Origin of the sequence: Microbispora cellulosiformans (genome assembly GCF_008728085.1) — a bacterium.
Taxonomy (GTDB): Bacteria; Actinomycetota; Actinomycetes; order Streptosporangiales; family Streptosporangiaceae; genus Microbispora; species Microbispora amethystogenes.
Genome location: NZ_VYTZ01000008.1, coordinates 55,379 through 71,607, shown reverse-complemented (window position 1 = coordinate 71,607; position 16,229 = coordinate 55,379). Strand labels below are relative to the sequence as shown.

General features: G+C 71.5%; 18 protein-coding genes. 9 read left to right on the top strand and 9 right to left on the bottom strand.

Translation table 11 applies throughout. The annotated features are described in order from the left end of the window. Window positions 1-205 precede the first annotated feature (205 nt). The 3 genes from F5972_RS22835 (at window position 206) to F5972_RS22825 (ending at window position 2,287) form a co-directional block, all read left to right on the top strand. Window positions 206-706, top strand: a complete 501-nt coding sequence (locus F5972_RS22835; RefSeq protein ID WP_150935696.1) for a phage holin family protein — start codon at window positions 206-208, stop codon at window positions 704-706. Next, the gene (locus F5972_RS22830; protein ID WP_150935693.1) at window positions 696-1,616 is read left to right on the top strand and encodes an alpha/beta fold hydrolase; all 921 of its coding nucleotides are present in this window, start codon (window positions 696-698) and stop codon (window positions 1,614-1,616) included. The genes F5972_RS22835 and F5972_RS22830 overlap by 11 nt, the downstream gene beginning before the upstream one ends. A gap of 185 nt (window positions 1,617-1,801) precedes the next feature. After that, window positions 1,802-2,287, top strand: coding sequence for a DUF309 domain-containing protein (locus F5972_RS22825; RefSeq protein ID WP_150935691.1), 486 nt, complete (start codon window positions 1,802-1,804; stop codon window positions 2,285-2,287). Between the two features lie 194 nt (window positions 2,288-2,481). Here F5972_RS22825 and F5972_RS22820 read toward each other — a convergent pair whose 3' ends face one another. Next, a complete protein-coding gene (locus tag F5972_RS22820; RefSeq protein WP_150935689.1) occupies window positions 2,482-3,666 on the bottom strand; it encodes a MarP family serine protease in 1,185 nt (394 codons plus the stop codon). 71 nt (window positions 3,667-3,737) lie between these two features. Between F5972_RS22820 and F5972_RS22815 the strand changes: the two genes are divergently transcribed. Further along, window positions 3,738-4,373, top strand: a complete 636-nt coding sequence (locus F5972_RS22815; protein WP_150935687.1) for a HEAT repeat domain-containing protein — start codon at window positions 3,738-3,740, stop codon at window positions 4,371-4,373. Here the strand turns inward: F5972_RS22815 and F5972_RS22810 are convergent. Next, complete coding sequence (locus F5972_RS22810; protein WP_225311752.1) at window positions 4,320-5,018, bottom strand: NUDIX hydrolase; 699 nt, start codon at window positions 5,016-5,018, stop codon at window positions 4,320-4,322. The genes F5972_RS22815 and F5972_RS22810 overlap by 54 nt on opposite strands. Window positions 5,019-5,200: 182 nt before the next feature. Beyond that, complete coding sequence (nth, locus tag F5972_RS22805; RefSeq protein WP_150935685.1) at window positions 5,201-5,950, bottom strand: endonuclease III; 750 nt, start codon at window positions 5,948-5,950, stop codon at window positions 5,201-5,203. A 351-nt stretch (window positions 5,951-6,301) separates the two neighbouring features. On the opposite strand from nth, the gene F5972_RS22800 reads away from it, so the two are divergent. Then, on the top strand, window positions 6,302-6,982 hold the full coding sequence (locus F5972_RS22800; RefSeq protein WP_111700476.1) for a Crp/Fnr family transcriptional regulator: 681 nt from the start codon (window positions 6,302-6,304) through the stop codon (window positions 6,980-6,982). Here F5972_RS22800 and F5972_RS22795 read toward each other — a convergent pair. The 4 genes from F5972_RS22795 to F5972_RS22780 all read right to left on the bottom strand — a co-directional run bounded on the left by F5972_RS22795 (window position 6,979) and on the right by F5972_RS22780 (window position 9,335). Next, the gene (locus F5972_RS22795) at window positions 6,979-7,782 is read right to left on the bottom strand and encodes an MBL fold metallo-hydrolase (protein ID WP_191910273.1); all 804 of its coding nucleotides are present in this window, start codon (window positions 7,780-7,782) and stop codon (window positions 6,979-6,981) included. The two genes, F5972_RS22800 and F5972_RS22795, sit on opposite strands and share 4 nt — an antisense overlap. Further along, a complete protein-coding gene (locus F5972_RS22790; RefSeq protein WP_150935683.1) occupies window positions 7,779-8,627 on the bottom strand; it encodes an NUDIX hydrolase in 849 nt (282 codons plus the stop codon). Before F5972_RS22790 ends, F5972_RS22795 begins: the two co-directional genes overlap by 4 nt. A 94-nt stretch (window positions 8,628-8,721) precedes the next feature. After that, window positions 8,722-9,183, bottom strand: coding sequence for a RidA family protein (locus tag F5972_RS22785; protein ID WP_150935682.1), 462 nt, complete (start codon window positions 9,181-9,183; stop codon window positions 8,722-8,724). Continuing rightward, a complete protein-coding gene (locus F5972_RS22780) occupies window positions 9,183-9,335 on the bottom strand; it encodes a DUF4177 domain-containing protein (protein WP_076440089.1) in 153 nt (50 codons plus the stop codon). Before F5972_RS22780 ends, F5972_RS22785 begins: the two co-directional genes overlap by 1 nt. Before the next feature lie 172 nt (window positions 9,336-9,507). On the opposite strand from F5972_RS22780, the gene F5972_RS22775 reads away from it, so the two are divergent. Together F5972_RS22775 and F5972_RS22770 are read left to right on the top strand one after the other, a co-directional pair. After that, window positions 9,508-10,548, top strand: a complete 1,041-nt coding sequence (locus F5972_RS22775; protein ID WP_150935680.1) for an ArsA-related P-loop ATPase — start codon at window positions 9,508-9,510, stop codon at window positions 10,546-10,548. 65 nt (window positions 10,549-10,613) lie between these two features. After that, complete coding sequence (locus tag F5972_RS22770; protein ID WP_150935678.1) at window positions 10,614-11,753, top strand: ArsA family ATPase; 1,140 nt, start codon at window positions 10,614-10,616, stop codon at window positions 11,751-11,753. A 35-nt stretch (window positions 11,754-11,788) separates the two neighbouring features. Here F5972_RS22770 and F5972_RS22765 read toward each other — a convergent pair whose 3' ends face one another. Beyond that, complete coding sequence (locus F5972_RS22765; RefSeq protein ID WP_030506755.1) at window positions 11,789-12,085, bottom strand: WhiB family transcriptional regulator; 297 nt, start codon at window positions 12,083-12,085, stop codon at window positions 11,789-11,791. A 312-nt stretch (window positions 12,086-12,397) separates the two neighbouring features. Here F5972_RS22765 and F5972_RS22760 point away from each other — a divergent pair, with 312 nt between their 5' ends. After that, window positions 12,398-14,578 (top strand): transglycosylase domain-containing protein, encoded by a 2,181-nt coding sequence (locus F5972_RS22760; RefSeq protein WP_318527622.1) that lies wholly within the window; start codon window positions 12,398-12,400, stop codon window positions 14,576-14,578. A 171-nt stretch (window positions 14,579-14,749) separates the two neighbouring features. Here the strand turns inward: F5972_RS22760 and F5972_RS22755 are convergent, their stop codons facing one another. Further along, window positions 14,750-15,205, bottom strand: coding sequence for a GatB/YqeY domain-containing protein (locus tag F5972_RS22755; RefSeq protein ID WP_111700472.1), 456 nt, complete (start codon window positions 15,203-15,205; stop codon window positions 14,750-14,752). 81 nt (window positions 15,206-15,286) lie between these two features. Here F5972_RS22755 and F5972_RS22750 point away from each other — a divergent pair, with 81 nt between their 5' ends. Then, window positions 15,287-16,219 carry a metallophosphoesterase gene (locus F5972_RS22750; RefSeq protein ID WP_150935673.1) on the top strand — a complete coding sequence of 311 codons (933 nt, stop codon included), beginning with the start codon at window positions 15,287-15,289 and terminating at the stop codon, window positions 16,217-16,219. Window positions 16,220-16,229: the final 10 nt, after the last annotated feature.

Below are 16,229 nucleotides of genomic sequence, written 5' to 3'. Positions count from 1 at the left end.
CAGGCCCGGCTTTCTCTCGGCCCGGCGGTGCCTCGCCATGACGGGGAGAGCCGGATCGCCTCCGGCGTCATAATCCCGTCCCCTGTGGGCAGGTCCCCGCATGCCCGCCCGGCGGGCCGAGGTTGTCCACCGGTGAGGGTCTTCCTGTTCGCGTGCGCGGACGGACACGAGATGATGTTTGATAGTCGCAGATAGGAGATCGCTGATGCCCGAGGACGAATCGCTCGGCGCGCTGGTCGCCCAGGCGAGCCATCACATCTCGACCCTCGTACGGTCGGAGATCGAGCTGGCGAAGGCCGAGCTCAAGTTCGACGCGAAGCGGGTCGGGATGGCCGCCGGGATGTTCGGCGCCGCGGCCTTCATGGGGCACCTGTGCCTGATCCTGGCCTCGTTCGCGATCGCCTACGGCCTCGTGGCGCTCGGCCTGGCCACCTGGCTCGCGTTCACCATCGTCACCGTGTTCTACCTCCTCGTGGCCGGGCTGCTGGTCTTCGTCGGCTATCGCCGGCTCAAGGGGCTGACCGGGATGAAGCGCACCATGCGCAGCCTGCGTGGCCTCTCGGGCCCCGAGGAGGCGGAGGAACATATGCCGGAGACGGCCGCCGTCCCCGCCATGGCGGGCGAGGCTCCCGCGCCGCCGCCCTACACCGGCCCGACGGCCGGGCAGGTCGGCGCCCACCGGGAGTCCATCCGCGATGTCCCCTGACGAGTCACTGATCGAGGCCGACGGCCCCTGGACGCACCGGGCCGTGTACGCGGGCGGCGTCCGGTTCCACGTGGCGGAGGCCGGAGACGGGCCGCTGGTCCTGCTGCTGCACGGGTTCCCGCAGTTCTGGTGGACCTGGCGGCACCAGCTTCCCGCGCTGGCCGAGGCCGGCTACCGTGCCGTCTCCGTCGACCTGCGCGGCTACGGCGGCAGCGACAAGCCGCCACGCGGCTACGACCTGCCCACGCTGGCCGTGGACGCGGCCGGCCTGGTGCGGGCGCTCGGCGAGACGAGCGCGATCGTGGTGGGTCACGACTGGGGCGGTCTCCTCGGCTGGACGATGAGCGTCCTCGATCCCAAGGTGGTGCGACGGCTGGTCCCCGTGTCGGCGCCGCACCCGCTGCGCATGCGCGCCGCGCTGTTCACCGACCCGCTCGGGCAGCTCAGGGCCAGCCGTTACGGCCTGGGGTTCCAGCTTCCCTTCCTCCCCGAGCGGAAGCTCACCCGGCGGAGCGGCGCCGCCGTGGGACGGCTCATCGACAGGTGGGCAGGGCCGCAGTGGCCGGGCGACGGGGCCACCCGCGTGTACCGCGACGCGATGCGGATCCCGACCGTGGCGCACTGCGCCCTGGAGTACTACCGCTGGTTCGCCCGTTCGCAGATCCGCCCGGACGGCTTCCGCTACGCCCGGCAGATGCGCACCGAGATCGAGGCGCCGACACTGCAGATGCACGGCGCGCTCGACCCCTGCGTCCTGCCGCGGACCGCCCAGGGCTCCGGCCGGTTCGTCGCCGCGCCGTACCGGTGGCGGCTGATCGAGGGCGCCGGGCACTTCCCCCACGAGGAACGCCCCGGCCAGTTCAACACCGAGCTGATCTCCTGGCTCGCCGACCCCGAGCCCGACCGCTGATCCCGTCCCCGCCGTACGTGCGCGCCACCCGCGGCCAAGGGCCGGGAACCCTACCCGTGATCTTGAAGAAGATAGTAGAAATGTGCCCTGAAGTGGCCCAACTTCCTGGTTGATCTCTCGCGTTCGCCGGGAAGGTCGCTGGTCCTTCGGTCGCCGTGAACCGCCCACGCGCCCTAGGAGAGACCATGCGTGACCGTGACGAAGCGGGACGTCCCCGCAACGCACGCCCTCGTGACGAGTACGGCAGGCCACTGCCCCGGGGGGCCGAAGGGGTTCCCCGCGTGCCCGACGACTACGCCCCCGGCCCGGAGGAGGCGCTGGAGCAGGCCCGGAGCCTGCTCGCCGACGGACGCCCGTTCCACGCGCACGAGGTGCTGGAGGCCCGCTGGAAGACCGGCCCCGACGAGGAACGCGAACTGTGGCAGGGGCTGGCCCAGATCTGCGTCGGTCTCACGCACCTCCAGCGCGGCAACCTCTCCGGCGCCGCCGCCTTGCTGACCCGTGGCTCCGCCCGTCTCGGCGCGTACGGGTCGACCCGGCCCTTCGGCCTGGACCTGCGGGCGCTCGCCGTACAGGCCGACGCGATCACGACCGCGATCGACGAGGGGGGCGCCGACGCCGGCACCGCCATCTCCGCCGTCCGCGCCCTCCTGACCCCGGCAGCGTTCTGAAGGCCCGGCCCGCCCGGCCCCTGCGCGCCTGACACGGCCGCCCCTCCCGCGCGGCGTCAAACGACGGCCCTCCTCCGTCCATGGACGGCCTCTCGCGGCGGGCGGTGAGCGCGGCGGGGTCTCGGACGCGGGGGGTGCTGAGCAGGGCGGGGGTGGCGAACGCAGGGGTGGCGAGCGTGGTGGGGGTGAGGGGCTCAGTCGCAGCCCTCGGTGCTCACCGGGCCGACCGCGTGGGTGCCGTCCTGGGCGTCGGGCAGGACCTCCTCGGCCGTCATGGCGAAGCCCGTCTCCGGCGTGTCGGTCGCGGCGGCGAAGATCACACCGAACACCTTGCCGTCCGGGCTCAGCAGCGGCCCGCCCGAGTTGCCCGGCTGCACCTTGCCCCGGATGGCGTAGACCTCGCGCTCGACCTTCCGCTTGTTGTAGATGTCGTACATCTCGGCGCGCTGCTTGACCCTGATCCGCGCGGCGAGCGGGGTGAAGCCCTGGTCCTTCGGATATCCGGCGATGATCGCGCTGTCGCCCCTTCTGGCGACCGTGTCGAAGCGCAGTGTGCCGATCTGGAGGTCGGGGACGAACAGCACCGCGATGTCGCGCTCGGGGTTGTACAGGACCACCCGGGCGTCGTGCTGGTCACCCCGGAAGTCGGTCACCCGCAGCCCTTCGGTGACCCCGGCGACGACGTGGGCGTTGGTCATGATCCGCTGCCGGGCGTAGACGAATCCCGTCCCCTCGATGCGCTTGCGGCAACTCGGCGCGGTGCCCTGCACCTTGACGATCGCCCGGCGGGCGCGGACCAGGGAGGGGCTGGCATTGATCAGGGCCTGGTCAGGCGGCGCCACGTTCTGGCCGCCGATGGAGGTGATGACCTGCGGCCAGTCGGAGGTCTCCACGAAGTCCCTGAACGGCTTCTGCAGGGCCCGTACGCCGTCCGGGATGGCCTCGTCGACGGTCTGCAGCACCAGCGAGCCGTTGATCTGCTCCTTGATGAGCGCGAAGCTCATCGAGACCATGAGCGAGCCGATGAGCCAGGCGATGACCAGGACCGACAACCCGCTGGCCACCGACCCGCCGAACGCGTCGACCATCCGGGCGGGCTCCCAGGTGACGTGGCTGCGGGCCACGGCGCCGATGGTCGATGACGCGAACTGCCCGATGGTCGCGGCCAGGAAGACGATCACGATCGCCAGCAGCGCCCGCTCGGTGTCGCCGCTCACGATCGCCCCGGCCAGCGGCGGTGCGATGAACATCCCCAGAACGGCGCCACCGACGAATCCGATGAAGCTGAAGGCCCCGATGATGAAACCCTGCCGATAGCCGGACACCGCGAAGGCCACAACCAGGCCGATCAGGATGAGATCCAGAAGATCGCCGCTCACAGCTACCACGGTATCCAGCCACGCCTTTCGTCGTGCGGGCGTCCCTGGAGTCTCATCGATATCGTGACGCCATGGGGGTATCGGAACGGCCACCCGCGGCTGGGGACCGCGACGGCGGCGCGGAGCCCGCGCGCGAGCTGATCAGGCTCGCGCTCGCCGACACGGACCCGGACGGGCCGGTCAGGTGGCGGATGATCACAAAGCTGCTGGCGCGCGGCGACCCGGAGACCTTCGCCGTCGCCCGGCGGCTGTGCGCGAGCGCGGACCCGGCGGAGCGGGTGCTGGGGGCCGACGTCCTCGGCGAACTCGGCCGGGACCATCCGTTCAGGGAGCGCACGCTGCCCGTGCTCCGCGCGCTGGCGGCGGACGAGGACGACCCGAGGGTGCTCTACTCCGTGCTGATCGCCTTCGGTCACCTGCGCGACGGGCGCGCGCTGCCGTCCGTGATCGACCTCGCGGGGCACGGGCACCCCACGGTCAGGTACGGCGCGGCCTACGCCCTTCCGCACGTCATGGGCGACCCGCCCGACGCCGCCGGACTGGCGGCGCTGCGCCGCCTGGCGGCCGATGCGGACGAGGACGTCGCCGACTGGGCCGCGCTCGGCCTGTCCCTGAACGGCCTGGCGCCGAACGCCGCGCCCGCGAAGCGAAGCTCAGCGTCGCGCGGACAGGTCGACGACCTCGGGGGGCAGGTCCTCGATCCGTGAACGGTCCCACGGCCGTTCGAAACCCGCCGCGGTCAGCACGCCGTCGAGCACACCGGCGGTGAAGCCCCACACGAGCAGGCCGCGCACGCGGAACGCCACGGACGGGACCACTCCGCGCGGGTGCCGCAACCGCAGCCGGTTGGCGGGGTCCACCAGCTCCGCGATCGGAACCCGCTCGACGGTCTCGACCTCGTCGGGAGAGGCCGCGTGCACGGCGCACGGCGTGTGCCACCAGCCGAGCACCGGCGTCACCCGGTTGTCGCTGTGCCAGATGTAGAGCTCGGGCATGGTGCCGACGACCTCGACGCCGGCGGGGTCGAGGCCGGTCTCCTCCCCGGCCTCCCGCAGGGCCGCGCCGACCGGGCCGCCGTCGCCGGGATCGACGCCGCCACCGGGGAACGCGGGCTGCCCGGCGTGCACCCTGCCCTTCGAACTGCGCTGGATGAGCAGAATGTCCGGGCCCTGCGGCCCCTCGCCGAACAGCAGCAGGACCGCCGCCGAGCGACCGGCGCCGTTCGCGGGCGGCCGCAGCGCGGTGGGGACAGGGCTGTGCGCGGCCTTCGCGGCGAGCCGGCTCAGCCAGTCGGGAGCCGCGACCCCATCCACCGCGACCTCCACCACGACCACCTCCACATCGTCGGGCACATCGTCGGGGCGACCGGCCACGCGGACGCGCGCCGGCCGGGTGTGCCGTACAACCATCGGCGCGGGCGCGAACTTCCCGCCGGCGCACCGCGGGCGCACCGTCGCCTCACCGCCTAGGTACCGCCGACGCACCACCGGGGACGCGCCGTCACCGGACTCCCCGCCATCGGCGCCGGGAAACGTCAGGAGAACGGGCCCGTCCTGACCAGCTTGCGGGCCTCCTCCGGATCGGTGGGGCCGGTGCCGTACGACGGGCAGAGCGCGGCGAGGGGGCACGCGCCGCATGCGGGCCTGCGAGCGTGGCAGATGCGCCGGCCGTGCCAGATCAGCCGGTGGGACAGCATGGTCCACTCCGACTTGGGGATCAGCTCCCCGACCTCGTGCTCGATCTTGACCGGATCGGTCTCGGCCGTCCAGCCGAACCGTCGCGTCAGCCGCTGGAAGTGCGTGTCGACGGTGATGCCGGGCACGTCGAAGGCGTTGCCGAGCACGACGTTCGCGGTCTTGCGGCCCACGCCGGGCAGCTTGACCAGGTCGGCGAGCCTGCCGGGGACCTCCCCCTCGTGGCTCTCGCAGAGGGCCTGCGCCATCCCGATGATGCTGTTGGCCTTGGCCCGGAAGAACCCGGTCGACTTGATGATCTCTTCGAGCTCCGCGCGGTCGGCGCCCGCGTAGTCGGCCGCCGTCCGGTACTTGGCGAAGAGCACCGGCGTGACCATGTTGACCCTCTTGTCGGTGCACTGCGCCGACAGGATCGTGGCGACCAGCAGCTCCAGCGGATCGCCGAAGTCCAGCTCACAGTGGGCGTCGGGGTAGGTCTCGGCCAGGATCCGGTTGATCCGCCGCGCCCGGCGCACCAGGCCCAGGCGGGTCTCGGCCTCGCGTCGGCGCCGTCGCGGGACAGCCGTGCTCGCGGCCGGGTTCGTCGCCATGCCGCAAGCGTAGGGCCTCCGGCGACCGCCCACCTCCCGTCCCGCTGCGTCGACCGCCTTGTCATACATGCCGCATATGCAGCCTGTATTTGCCAATTTGTCCGTACGCAGCGCAATACACTGTGCCCGTAGGGGGACGACCGGCCGCCCGAGCCGGTCGAGCGCGGGATGGGCGTCAGGATAGGTTTCGCGAAGATTGTCTAGTTTCGCCAGGCGCGACGCACACGACTGCGAGCCGGGGCCGGCGCTCGTACGACGCAAGAGGACACCCCGTAATGCGCCGGGAAGGGTGTGGGTCACAATGGCTAGCACGGAGCCGGCGACCGAGCGCGCCCGCAGCAAGGAGGCACCGTGAGCACCGAGGAAGTACTGAGCAAGGCGCCGCTGTTCTCCGCGCTCGACCGCGAGAGCGCCGCGGCGCTCCGGACGAGTATCACCGAGGTGGAGCTGCCCAAGGGGCGCACCCTCTTCAGTGAGAACGAGACGGGCGACCGGCTCTACGTGGTGCTCGAAGGCAAGATCAAGCTGGCGCGCACGGCGCCCGACGGCCGGGAGAACCTGCTCAGCGTGCTCGGCCCGGGCGAGATGTTCGGCGAGCTGTCGCTCTTCGATCCCCGCCCCCGCACCGCCTCGGCGATCGCGCTGACCGACGTCCGGCTCGCCGGGCTCGGCCACGACGACCTCCGCCCGTGGCTGACCGGACGGCCGGAGGTCGCCCTCCACCTGCTGCGCGCCCTCGCGCAGCGGCTGCGCCGCACCAACGACGTGCTCGCCGACCTCGTCTTCACCGACGTGCCCGGCCGGGTCGCCAAACAGCTTCTCGACCTCGCCGACCGCTTCGGCCACAAGACCGACGACGGCATCCGGGTGCACCACGACCTCACGCAGGAGGAGCTGGCCCAGCTCGTGGGCGCCTCGCGCGAGACGGTCAACAAGGCGCTGGCCGACTTCGCCCAGCGCGGCTGGCTGCGCATCGAGGCCAAGGCCGTCGTGATCATGGACAGGGAGCGGCTCTTCAACCGCTCTCGCTAGAGGGTGGTCTTGAGATAGTCGAGCTGGGCCGCGACCGACATCTCCGCGGCCGGCCACAGCGACGGGTCCACATCGGCGTACATCATCTCGACGATCTCCCGCGCGTCCCTGGCGCCCCTGCGGATCGCCTCGCGGACCTGCTCCAGCCTCATCCGGCGGTGCACGACGTACGCGTTCAGGACCGCGGCGGGATCGGGCAGGACGGGGCCGTGGCCGGGCAGCAGCGCGGTGGCCTCCAGCATCTCCGCGCCCTGCCTGAGCCTGTCGAGGCTGCGAAGGTAGTCACCGAGGTCCCCGTCGGGGGCTATCATCGTCGTCCCCCGGCCGAGGACGGTGTCTCCGGTGAGCATCGCCCGGTCGCCGGGCAGCCAGAAGCACAGCGAGTCGAACGAGTGCCCCGGCGTGGCGACGACCCTGACCTCCACGTCGCCCGCCGTGACGACGTCGCCGTCGTCCAGGCCCTCCTCGCCCAGGCGGTGCCGGGGGTCGAGCGCCCGCACCGGAGCGCCGAGCAGGCGCGCGAGCGGGCCCGCCCCCTCGCTGTGGTCGGCGTGCCCGTGCGTCAGCAGTACGGCCGTCACCCGGCGGCCGTCCACCCGCTCGGCGACCCGCCGCAGATGCGCCTCGTCGTCCGGCCCGGGATCGACGACCAGCACGGCGTCCGCCCCGCCGACGATCCAGGTGTTGGTGCCGTCGAGGGTCATCGGCGACGGATTGGGCGCGAGCACGTTCACGGCGGTCGCCGTGCCCGCGCCGTCCGGGCCCTGCGCGCCGTCCAGGGGGATGCGCAGGCCGCTCACGCGCCCGCCCTCCCGGCCTCGGAAATCTCCACTGGGATCTCCTCGGGGATCACCAGCACCATCCGGCCGTCCACCTCGGCAGGGGCGGGCACGATCGTCGTGATCGACCGCGAACAGGACAGCACATCGCCGATCGTCTCGAAAGCGGCCATCTCGGTCAACGTCCGGAAGGTCGGCGGCATCAGGAACGCCGTGTGCTCCCGCGCGGCGGCCAGGGCGTCCCCGGGCCGCATCCAGGCCACCTCGGACGCCTCACCGCCCACGTCACGCGTACGCTGCCCGGACGGCAGCGCGGCCACGAAGAAGCGGGTGTCGAACCGCCGGGTCTCCATGACCGGGGTGATCCAGTGCCCCCACGCCTTGAGCAGGTCGGACCGCAGCACCAGCCCCCGCCGGTCGAGGAACTCCGCGAACGACAGCGTGCGCGCGATCAGCGCGAGGCGGTCGGCCTCCCAGTCGTCGCCGGTGGTGTCGGTCACCACGGTCCCCGGGCCCGGGCCGGCGAGGAGCACGCCCGACTCCTCGAACGTCTCCCGTACGGCGGCGCAGACGAGGCCGCGCGCCGTGCTCTCGCCGGTCCGGAGGACCTCACCCCACTCGGCGGGCGAGGGACCGGCCCAGGCCACGGCCTGGTCGGCGTCCCTGGGGTCGACCGACCCGCCGGGGAACACGTACGCGCCCGCCGCGAAGGCCATCGTCGCCTGCCGCCTGAGGAGATACACCTCAAGGGGGTCGTCGCGGAGCAGCACCACCGTGGCCGCGTCACGGGCCGGGACGGGAGCCAGGCGGCCGGCCAGGATCTCCCGCGCCCGCTCGCCGAGACGATCCGGCAGCGGAACCCCCATGGAACCCTCCCACCAGAACAAGGATCGGTTCGACCGGCCCCATGCTCCCGTACGCCGTCCCGTGACCGCAAACGACGGGTCTTTGGCACCGCGGTCAGCGGACCTCCGCGATTACCTCCACCTCCACGGCCGCGTCGAGCGGCAGGACCGCCACGCCGACCGCGCTCCGCGCGTGCACACCCGCCTCGCCGAACACCTCGCCGAGCAGTTCGCTCGCGCCGTTGACGACCTGCGGCTGCCCGGTGAAACCGGGAGCGCTGGCGACGAACCCGACCACCTTCACGATCCGTACGACCTGCGACAGATCGCCGACAAGGGACCTGATGGCCGCCAGCGCGTTGACGGCGCAGATCCGCGCCTGTTCCTTCGCCTCCTCGGGCGAGACCTCGGCCCCGACCTTGCCGGTGGCGCTCAGCTCGCCCTTCACCAGCGGCAGCTGGCCCGAGGTGTACACATGGCCGCCCGTCCGCACGGCCGGCACGTACGCGGCCAGCGGAGGCACGACCTCGGGCAGCTCGATCCCGAGATCGGCGAGGCGCTCCTCCGGAGTGGCCATCACTTTGGCCGCTTCATGTAGGCGACCAGTTGCTCCGGGTTTGGCCCCGGGATGACGGAGACGAGTTCCCACCCGTCTTCACCCCAGTTGTCCAGGATCTGCTTCGTGGCATGGGTGAGCAGCGGCACCGTGACGTATTCCCACTTGGTCATGGGCAAAGGCTATCGAGGCACAGCCTCTCCGCGCTCGGGGACGACCGGCGCGAATCGGCAGGTGAGCCTTGGGTAGCCTTCCTCACGTGGGCGAGTGGAGCAGGCACGCCGACGGGAACTACCGCGCGACGATCCGCGGAGGCGATCTCGCCGGCCGGCCGGAGGAGGCACGGTGAGTCAGCCGACCAGCAGGCGCGGCGGAGGCGGCGGGGAGACCCGCGACACCGACTGGGACGGCGTGCGCCTGCACGTGGTGAGCGGCAAGGGCGGCACCGGGAAGACGACGGTCGCCGCGGCGCTCGCGCTGGCCCTCGCGGCGGGCGGGCGCAAGGTCCTGCTCGTCGAGGTCGAGGGACGGCAGGGCATCGCCCAGGCGTTCGATCTCCCTCCGCTGCCGTACGAGGAACGCAAGATCGCGGTGGCGCCCGGCGGCGGTGACGTGTACGCGCTCGCCATCGACCCCGAAGAGGCGATGCTCGAATACCTGGAGATGTTCTACGGCATCAGGCGGGTGGGCAAGGCGCTGACCCGCATCGGCGTGGTCGACTTCGCCACCACGATCGCCCCCGGCCTGCGCGACGTCCTGGTCACCGGCAAGACCAGCGAGGCCGTACGGCGCCGCGACAAGCTGGGCCGGAGGGCGTACGACGCGGTCGTCATGGACGCGCCGCCGACCGGCCGCATCTCCCGCTTTCTGAACGTGACGCAGGAGGTCGCCGGGCTGGCCCGGGTCGGCCCGATCAAGCACCACGCCGACCTGGTGAGGGGTGTCCTCGCCTCCCCGGAGACGGCGGTCCACTTCGTGACGCTTCTGGAGGAGATGCCCGTCCAGGAGACGCTGGACGGCGTCGCGGAACTCCGGGAGACCGGGCTGCCGGTCGGCGGCGTGTTCGTCAACATGGTGCGCCCGGCCCTGCTGCCCGAGCGGGCGCTGAAGGCCGCCGCCAAGGGCCGGTTCGACTCCGCCGAGATCGCGCTCGGCCTGAAGGCCGCGGGGCTGGCCGACGCCACCGCCGGCGCCTCGGCCGTCGCCGAGGCGCTCGCCGCGGAGGTCGCCGAGCACGCCCTGCGCGCGGAGCTGGAGAAACGGGAGCGCGCGGAGCTGGAGGAGGCCGGAACGCCGCGGTACGACCTGCCGCTGCTGCCCGACGGCGCCGACCTCGCCGGGCTCTACGAGCTGGCCGACGCCCTGCGCACCCAGGGCGCCGCATGAACCCTGCCGACCCGACCCGACCAGCTGGCGGCCGATTTCGTGCCCATCGAGTGAGAGGCTGAGCTGTGACCAGGACGGCGCCCGCGCTGGACATCGACGCGATTCTGGACGACCCGGACACCCGGATCATCGTGTGCTGCGGCTCCGGCGGCGTCGGCAAGACCACGACAGCCGCGGCCCTCGGGCTGCGCGCCGCCGAGCGCGGCCGCTCCGTGGTCGTCCTGACCGTCGACCCCGCCCGGCGGCTGGCCCAGGCCATGGGCCTGACCGAGCTCGACAACACGCCCAGGCGGGTCGACGGCGCCGACGGCGGCGGGGAGACCGGCGGCGAGCTGCACGCGATGATGCTCGACATGAAGCGGACGTTCGACGAGATCATCGAGGCGCACGCCGATCCGGAGCGGGCCCAGCAGATCCTGACGAACCCCTTCTACCAGTCGCTGTCGTCCAGCTTCTCCGGCACGCAGGAGTACATGGCCATGGAGAAGCTCGGCCAGCTCCGCCGCTCGAACGAGTGGGACCTGATCGTGGTGGACACCCCGCCCTCGCGGTCGGCGCTCGACTTCCTCGACGCGCCGGAACGGCTCGGCCGGTTCCTCGACGGGCGGCTCATCCGCATCCTCACGGCGCCCGCCAAGGCAGGCGGGCGCAGCGCGTTCAAGCTGCTCAACGCGGGCTTCGGGGTGGTCGCCGGCATCCTGACGAAGGTGATCGGGGCCCAGGTGCTCCGGGACATCCAGCTGTTCGTCACCGCGCTCGACGCCGTGTTCGGCGGCTTCCGCCAGCGGGCCGACCAGACGTACCGGCTGCTCCAGGCGCCCGGCACCGCCTTCCTCGTCGTCGCCGCGCCCGAGCGCGACGCGATGCGCGAGGCGTCCTACTTCGTCGAGCGGCTGGCCGAGGAGCGCATGCCGCTGGCCGGGCTCGTCGTCAACCGGGTGCACCGCTCGCTGGCGCCCTCGCTGTCCGCGGCCCGCAGCTCCGCCGCCGCCGAGGACCTGGAGGCCCGGGGCGAGCACGAGCTGACCGCGGCCGTACTGCGGCTGCACGCCGGAAGGATGCAGCTCGCCGCACGGGAGCAGCGCCAGCGGGAGCACTTCACGTCGGCCCATCCCACGGTGCCGATCGCGCAGGTGCCCGCGATGCCGGAGGACGTGCACGATCTGGCGGGACTTCGCCAGATCGGGCAGCTCCTCGCGTCGTGACGTCCGGCCCTCCTCGGGGAGGGACCGGCCGCCGGTCAGCCGGCGATCAACTCGTTGGTCCGCTCGTACTCTTCCTTGGCGGACTCGAGCAGGTCCCGCCATGACTCCACATCGGGCCGGCGCCTGAGCAGCGCGCGGCGTTCCCGCTCCGTCATCCCGCCCCAAACCCCGAACTCGATGCGGTTGTCCAGCGCATCGGCGAGGCATTCGGTACGGACGGGGCATCCACGGCAGATGAGTTTCGCCCGGTTCTGGGCGGCGCCTTGCACGAAAAGCGCGTCAGGATCCGCACCTCGGCAGGCGGCACGGGAGGTCCAATCCGTGATCCACATGTTCGACCCCACTCCCCTTAGGTGGTCAGTCGTTGTTTCGGCCGACGGGCGCGGGCGTCGGGCCTCCTGTATTGCAGTAGCCGCAGAGGAGAACGTACGCAACGAAACGATCGACGCGACATACCCCGGGGGGACCAAATTCGTGCATGGTCAAGTCAGGCCATGTGGCCGGGAATGACTAGTCCCCCCTGCCGCGGGTAATGCGGAGCCGTGAGGCCGATGCCTGGTGAGGCACCAAACGGACGTACCCTAGGTTCCGTGCAAGCTCACGGTAAAACACTGGCATCTCGGTCAGCCGCCGTCCTGCGCCTCGTGGGCGCGGCGGGAGTCGCGGGCGTGCTGGCGGCGGCGATTGCACTACCCGCCGTGGGCGGGGCGGGCGTTTCGGTCAAGTCCGGCATCGAGACCCTGAGCCTCAAGCCGGCCGTGCTCGACGAACCTCCGCTCCCCGAGAAGACCGTGCTCCTCGACGCGGACGGCAAGCAGATCGCCCAGTTCTACTTCGAGAACCGGGAGTCGGTCCCGATGGACCGCATCGCTCCGATCATGCGGAAGGCGATCGTGGCGATCGAGGACTTCCGCTTCTACGAGCACGGCCCGCTCGACCTCGAGGGCACCACCCGCGCACTGGTGAAGAACATCACCACGGGCGGGGTGACCCAGGGCGGCTCGTCCATCACCCAGCAGTACGTGAAGCAGGTGCTGTTCAACAAGGCGGAGACCGACGAGGAGAAGGCCGCCGCCGTCGCGCCGACCGTGGGGCGCAAGCTCAACGAGATCCGGTACGCGATGACGATGGAGCAGAAGTACAGCAAGGACGAGATCCTCAACCGGTATCTCAACATCGCCTACTTCGGCGCCAGCGCGTACGGCGTCGAGGCCGCCTCCAAGCGCTTCTTCGGCAAGCACGCCTCCGAGCTCAACCTGGCCCAGGCCGCGACGCTGGCGGGAGCCGTACAGGACCCGAACGCCACCGACCCCAACCGGGGCAAGACGTTCCGCGACAGGCTGATGGCCCGGCGCAACGTGGTGCTCGACCGGATGGCCGAGTTGAAGATCGTCACAGAGGCCGAGCGCGACGCGGCCAAGAAGAAGAAGCTGGGGTGGAAGGACAAGGAGATCCCCGGCGGCTGCGAGGAGAGCGACTACCCGTACTTCTGCCTCTACGTGCGCAACGAGATCCTCAACGACGCGCAGTTCGGCAAGTCCAAGAAGGCCCGGCAGGACTTCCTGGCACGAGGGGGCCTGACGATCAGGACCACCCTGAGCCGGAAGATGCAGAAGGCCGCCGAGAAGGCGATCAAGAAGTACGTCCACCCCTCCGACAAGCCGGTCGCCTCCGAGGCGCTCGTCGAGCCGGGCACGGGCGCCATCAAGGCGATGGCCGCCAGCCGGAAGTTCGGCACCAGCAAGAAGAAGAACGAGATGTCGATCAACGTCGTGGCCGACGCGCTGCACGGCGGCGGCGCCGGCTTCCAGGCGGGATCGACGTTCAAGGTCTTCACGCTGATCACCGCGCTGAAGGAGGGCTACAAGTTCAACGACGGCATCAACACCGGCGCGACCTTCCAGGCGAGCGGCCCTTCGGCCTTCAAGGACTGCGACGGGAACCTCGTTGGCGACCCCCGGGGCATCCAGCACAACTCCGAGGGCGGCAGCGGCGGGTTCCTGACCCTGCAGTCGGGCACCTGGAAGTCGGTCAACACCTTCTTCATGGCCCTGGAGCAGCGCGTCGGGCTCTGTGACGTCGTCAAGACCGCCAAGGACCTCGGCATCAAGCGGGCCGACGGCGACAAGCTGCGCGAGTTCCAGACGTTCACGCTCGGCTTCAACGAGATGGACCCGGTGACCGTCGCCAGCGCCTACGCGGCCATCGGGGCGCGCGGCAAGTACTGCAAGCCCATGGCTATCACCGAGATCACCGACCGCTTCAACAAGGTGACCTCGTTCAAGCCGTCCTGCAAGCAGGCCATCGAGACCGAGGTCGCGGACGCGGTCACCCACATCCTGTCGGGCGTGTTCACCAAGGGCACCATGTCGGGCGTCGGCGGCATCGGCCGGGACGCCGCGGGCAAGACCGGCACCGGCGACCAGTCCCGCACCGTCTGGTTCGCCGGCTTCACTCCCGACCTCGCGGGCGCGGTCAGCCTCGGCGACCCGCGCGGCCCGATGCGGTATCCGCTCCCCGGCCAGGTGATGGGAGGCCGGACGTACAGCTCGGTCTTCGGCGCCACCATCCCCGGCCCGATCTGGAAGGCGACGTTCCTGTCGGCGCTCAAGGGTGTGGATCCGTCGTCGTTCACCAAGCCGGACATGTCGCGGTTCGGCGGCTGCGCCCACCAGTGCGCGCCGCCGCCCAAGCCCAAGCCGGAGCCGGGCGGCTTCGGCGGCGGCCACGGCGGTGGCCCCGGTGGCGGGGACGGCGGCCGTGGCGGTGGCCGCGGGCCGGGCGACCGGCCGTTCGGAAACCAGCCGTTCGACCCCTTCAACTGAGGCTCGGCCGGTCGAGGCCTCCGATGGAGGCCCTCGACCGGCGTCCCCTCCGGTGGGCCGCTCCTCTGTCCGAGGCGTGGCCCATCGGCGTACAGGGGCCCTCCGGCCTCCCAAGACACTCCAGTCTCCAGGACACTCCGGCGGAGGCCACCGGTCCCGGCGTCCCGGTGGTCAGGCGGAGAGACGGGCGCGTACGGCCTGGGCGACGCGGCCGCCCTCGGCCCGGCCCGCGACCTTCGGGTTCAGGACCTTCATGACCTGACCCATCGCCTTGGGGCCCTGCGCGCCGCTCTCCGCGATCGCCTCGTCGACGAGCGCGTTCAGCTCGTCATCGCTGAGCTGGGCGGGAAGGTACTCCTCCAGCACCGCCTGCTCGTCCAGCTCCGCCTGCGCCTGCTCGGCCCGGCCGGCGCCCGCGAACGCCTCGGAGGCCTCGCGGCGCTTCTTGGCCTCGCGGGTCAGGATCTTGACCACCTCGTCGTCGCTGAGCTCGCGGGCCTCCTTGCCGGCGACCTCCTCGACGTTCACCGCCGCCAGCGCCATCCGGATCGTCCGGAGGCGCACCTCGTCACGAGCCTTCATCGAGGCCGCGAGGTCGGCCTTCAGCTTGTCCTTCAACGCACTCATGCGTCCCATCTTGCCGTGCCGGGGGCCCGGTCTTCGCCAGGTTATGCGGGAGGCGGCGCGAAGGTCGGGCATCATGGCTGTGTGAGGAAAGCCGCCGCGATTCCCCTGTCAGTGCTCGGCCTCGGCGTCGCCGGTGCCGGTTACGCCGCCGTGATCGAGCGGAACTGGTTCCGGCTGCGCCGGTTCGACGTCCCCGTTCTCGCTCCCGGGCAGCGGCCGGTCCGGATCCTGCAGATCTCCGACCTGCATCTCACCCCCCGTCGCGACCGGCTGATCAGGTGGGTTCGGTCGTTGGCGTCGCTCAACCCCGATCTCGTCGTGAACACCGGCGACACGCTGGCGCACCCCGACGCGGTCGAGGCGTACATGCGTGCCGTGGATCCGCTGCTCGACCGGCCGGGCCTGTTCGTCTACGGCTCCAACGACCTCTACGCCCCCCGGCCGAAGAACCCTGTGCGCTACCTCTGGCGTACGTCGAAGGGAGACTCCGAGCAGCACGTGCCGAGCCTGCCCTGGGAGGAGCTGGGCGCCGCGATGCGGGAGGCCGGCTGGCTGGACATGAACAACACGACGGCCCGCCTGAAGGTGGCCGACCTCGACGTCCACGTCGGCGGGATCGACGACTCACACATCGACCGGGACCGCTACGACGAGATCGCCGGACCGGCCCCCTCCGACGCCGACCTGCGGCTGGGCGTCATGCACTCGCCCGAGCCGCGCAACATGTCGCGCTTCGCCGAGGACGGGTACCAACTGCTCCTGGCCGGCCACACCCACGGCGGCCAGCTCTGCATCCCGTTCTACGGCGCCCTGGTCACCAACTGCGGCATCGACCGCGCCCGCGTCAAGGGGCTGAGCAGGCACGAGAGCTCCTGGCTGCACGTCTCGGCCGGCCTCGGCACCTCCCCGTACGCGCCCGCGCGTTTCGCCTGCCCACCCGAGGCGACCCTCCTGACCCTCGTCCCCCGCCGGCCGGTCGCGTCTGATGGCACAAGCGGCCGCAAAGTCCGCTAGACTTGCCGAG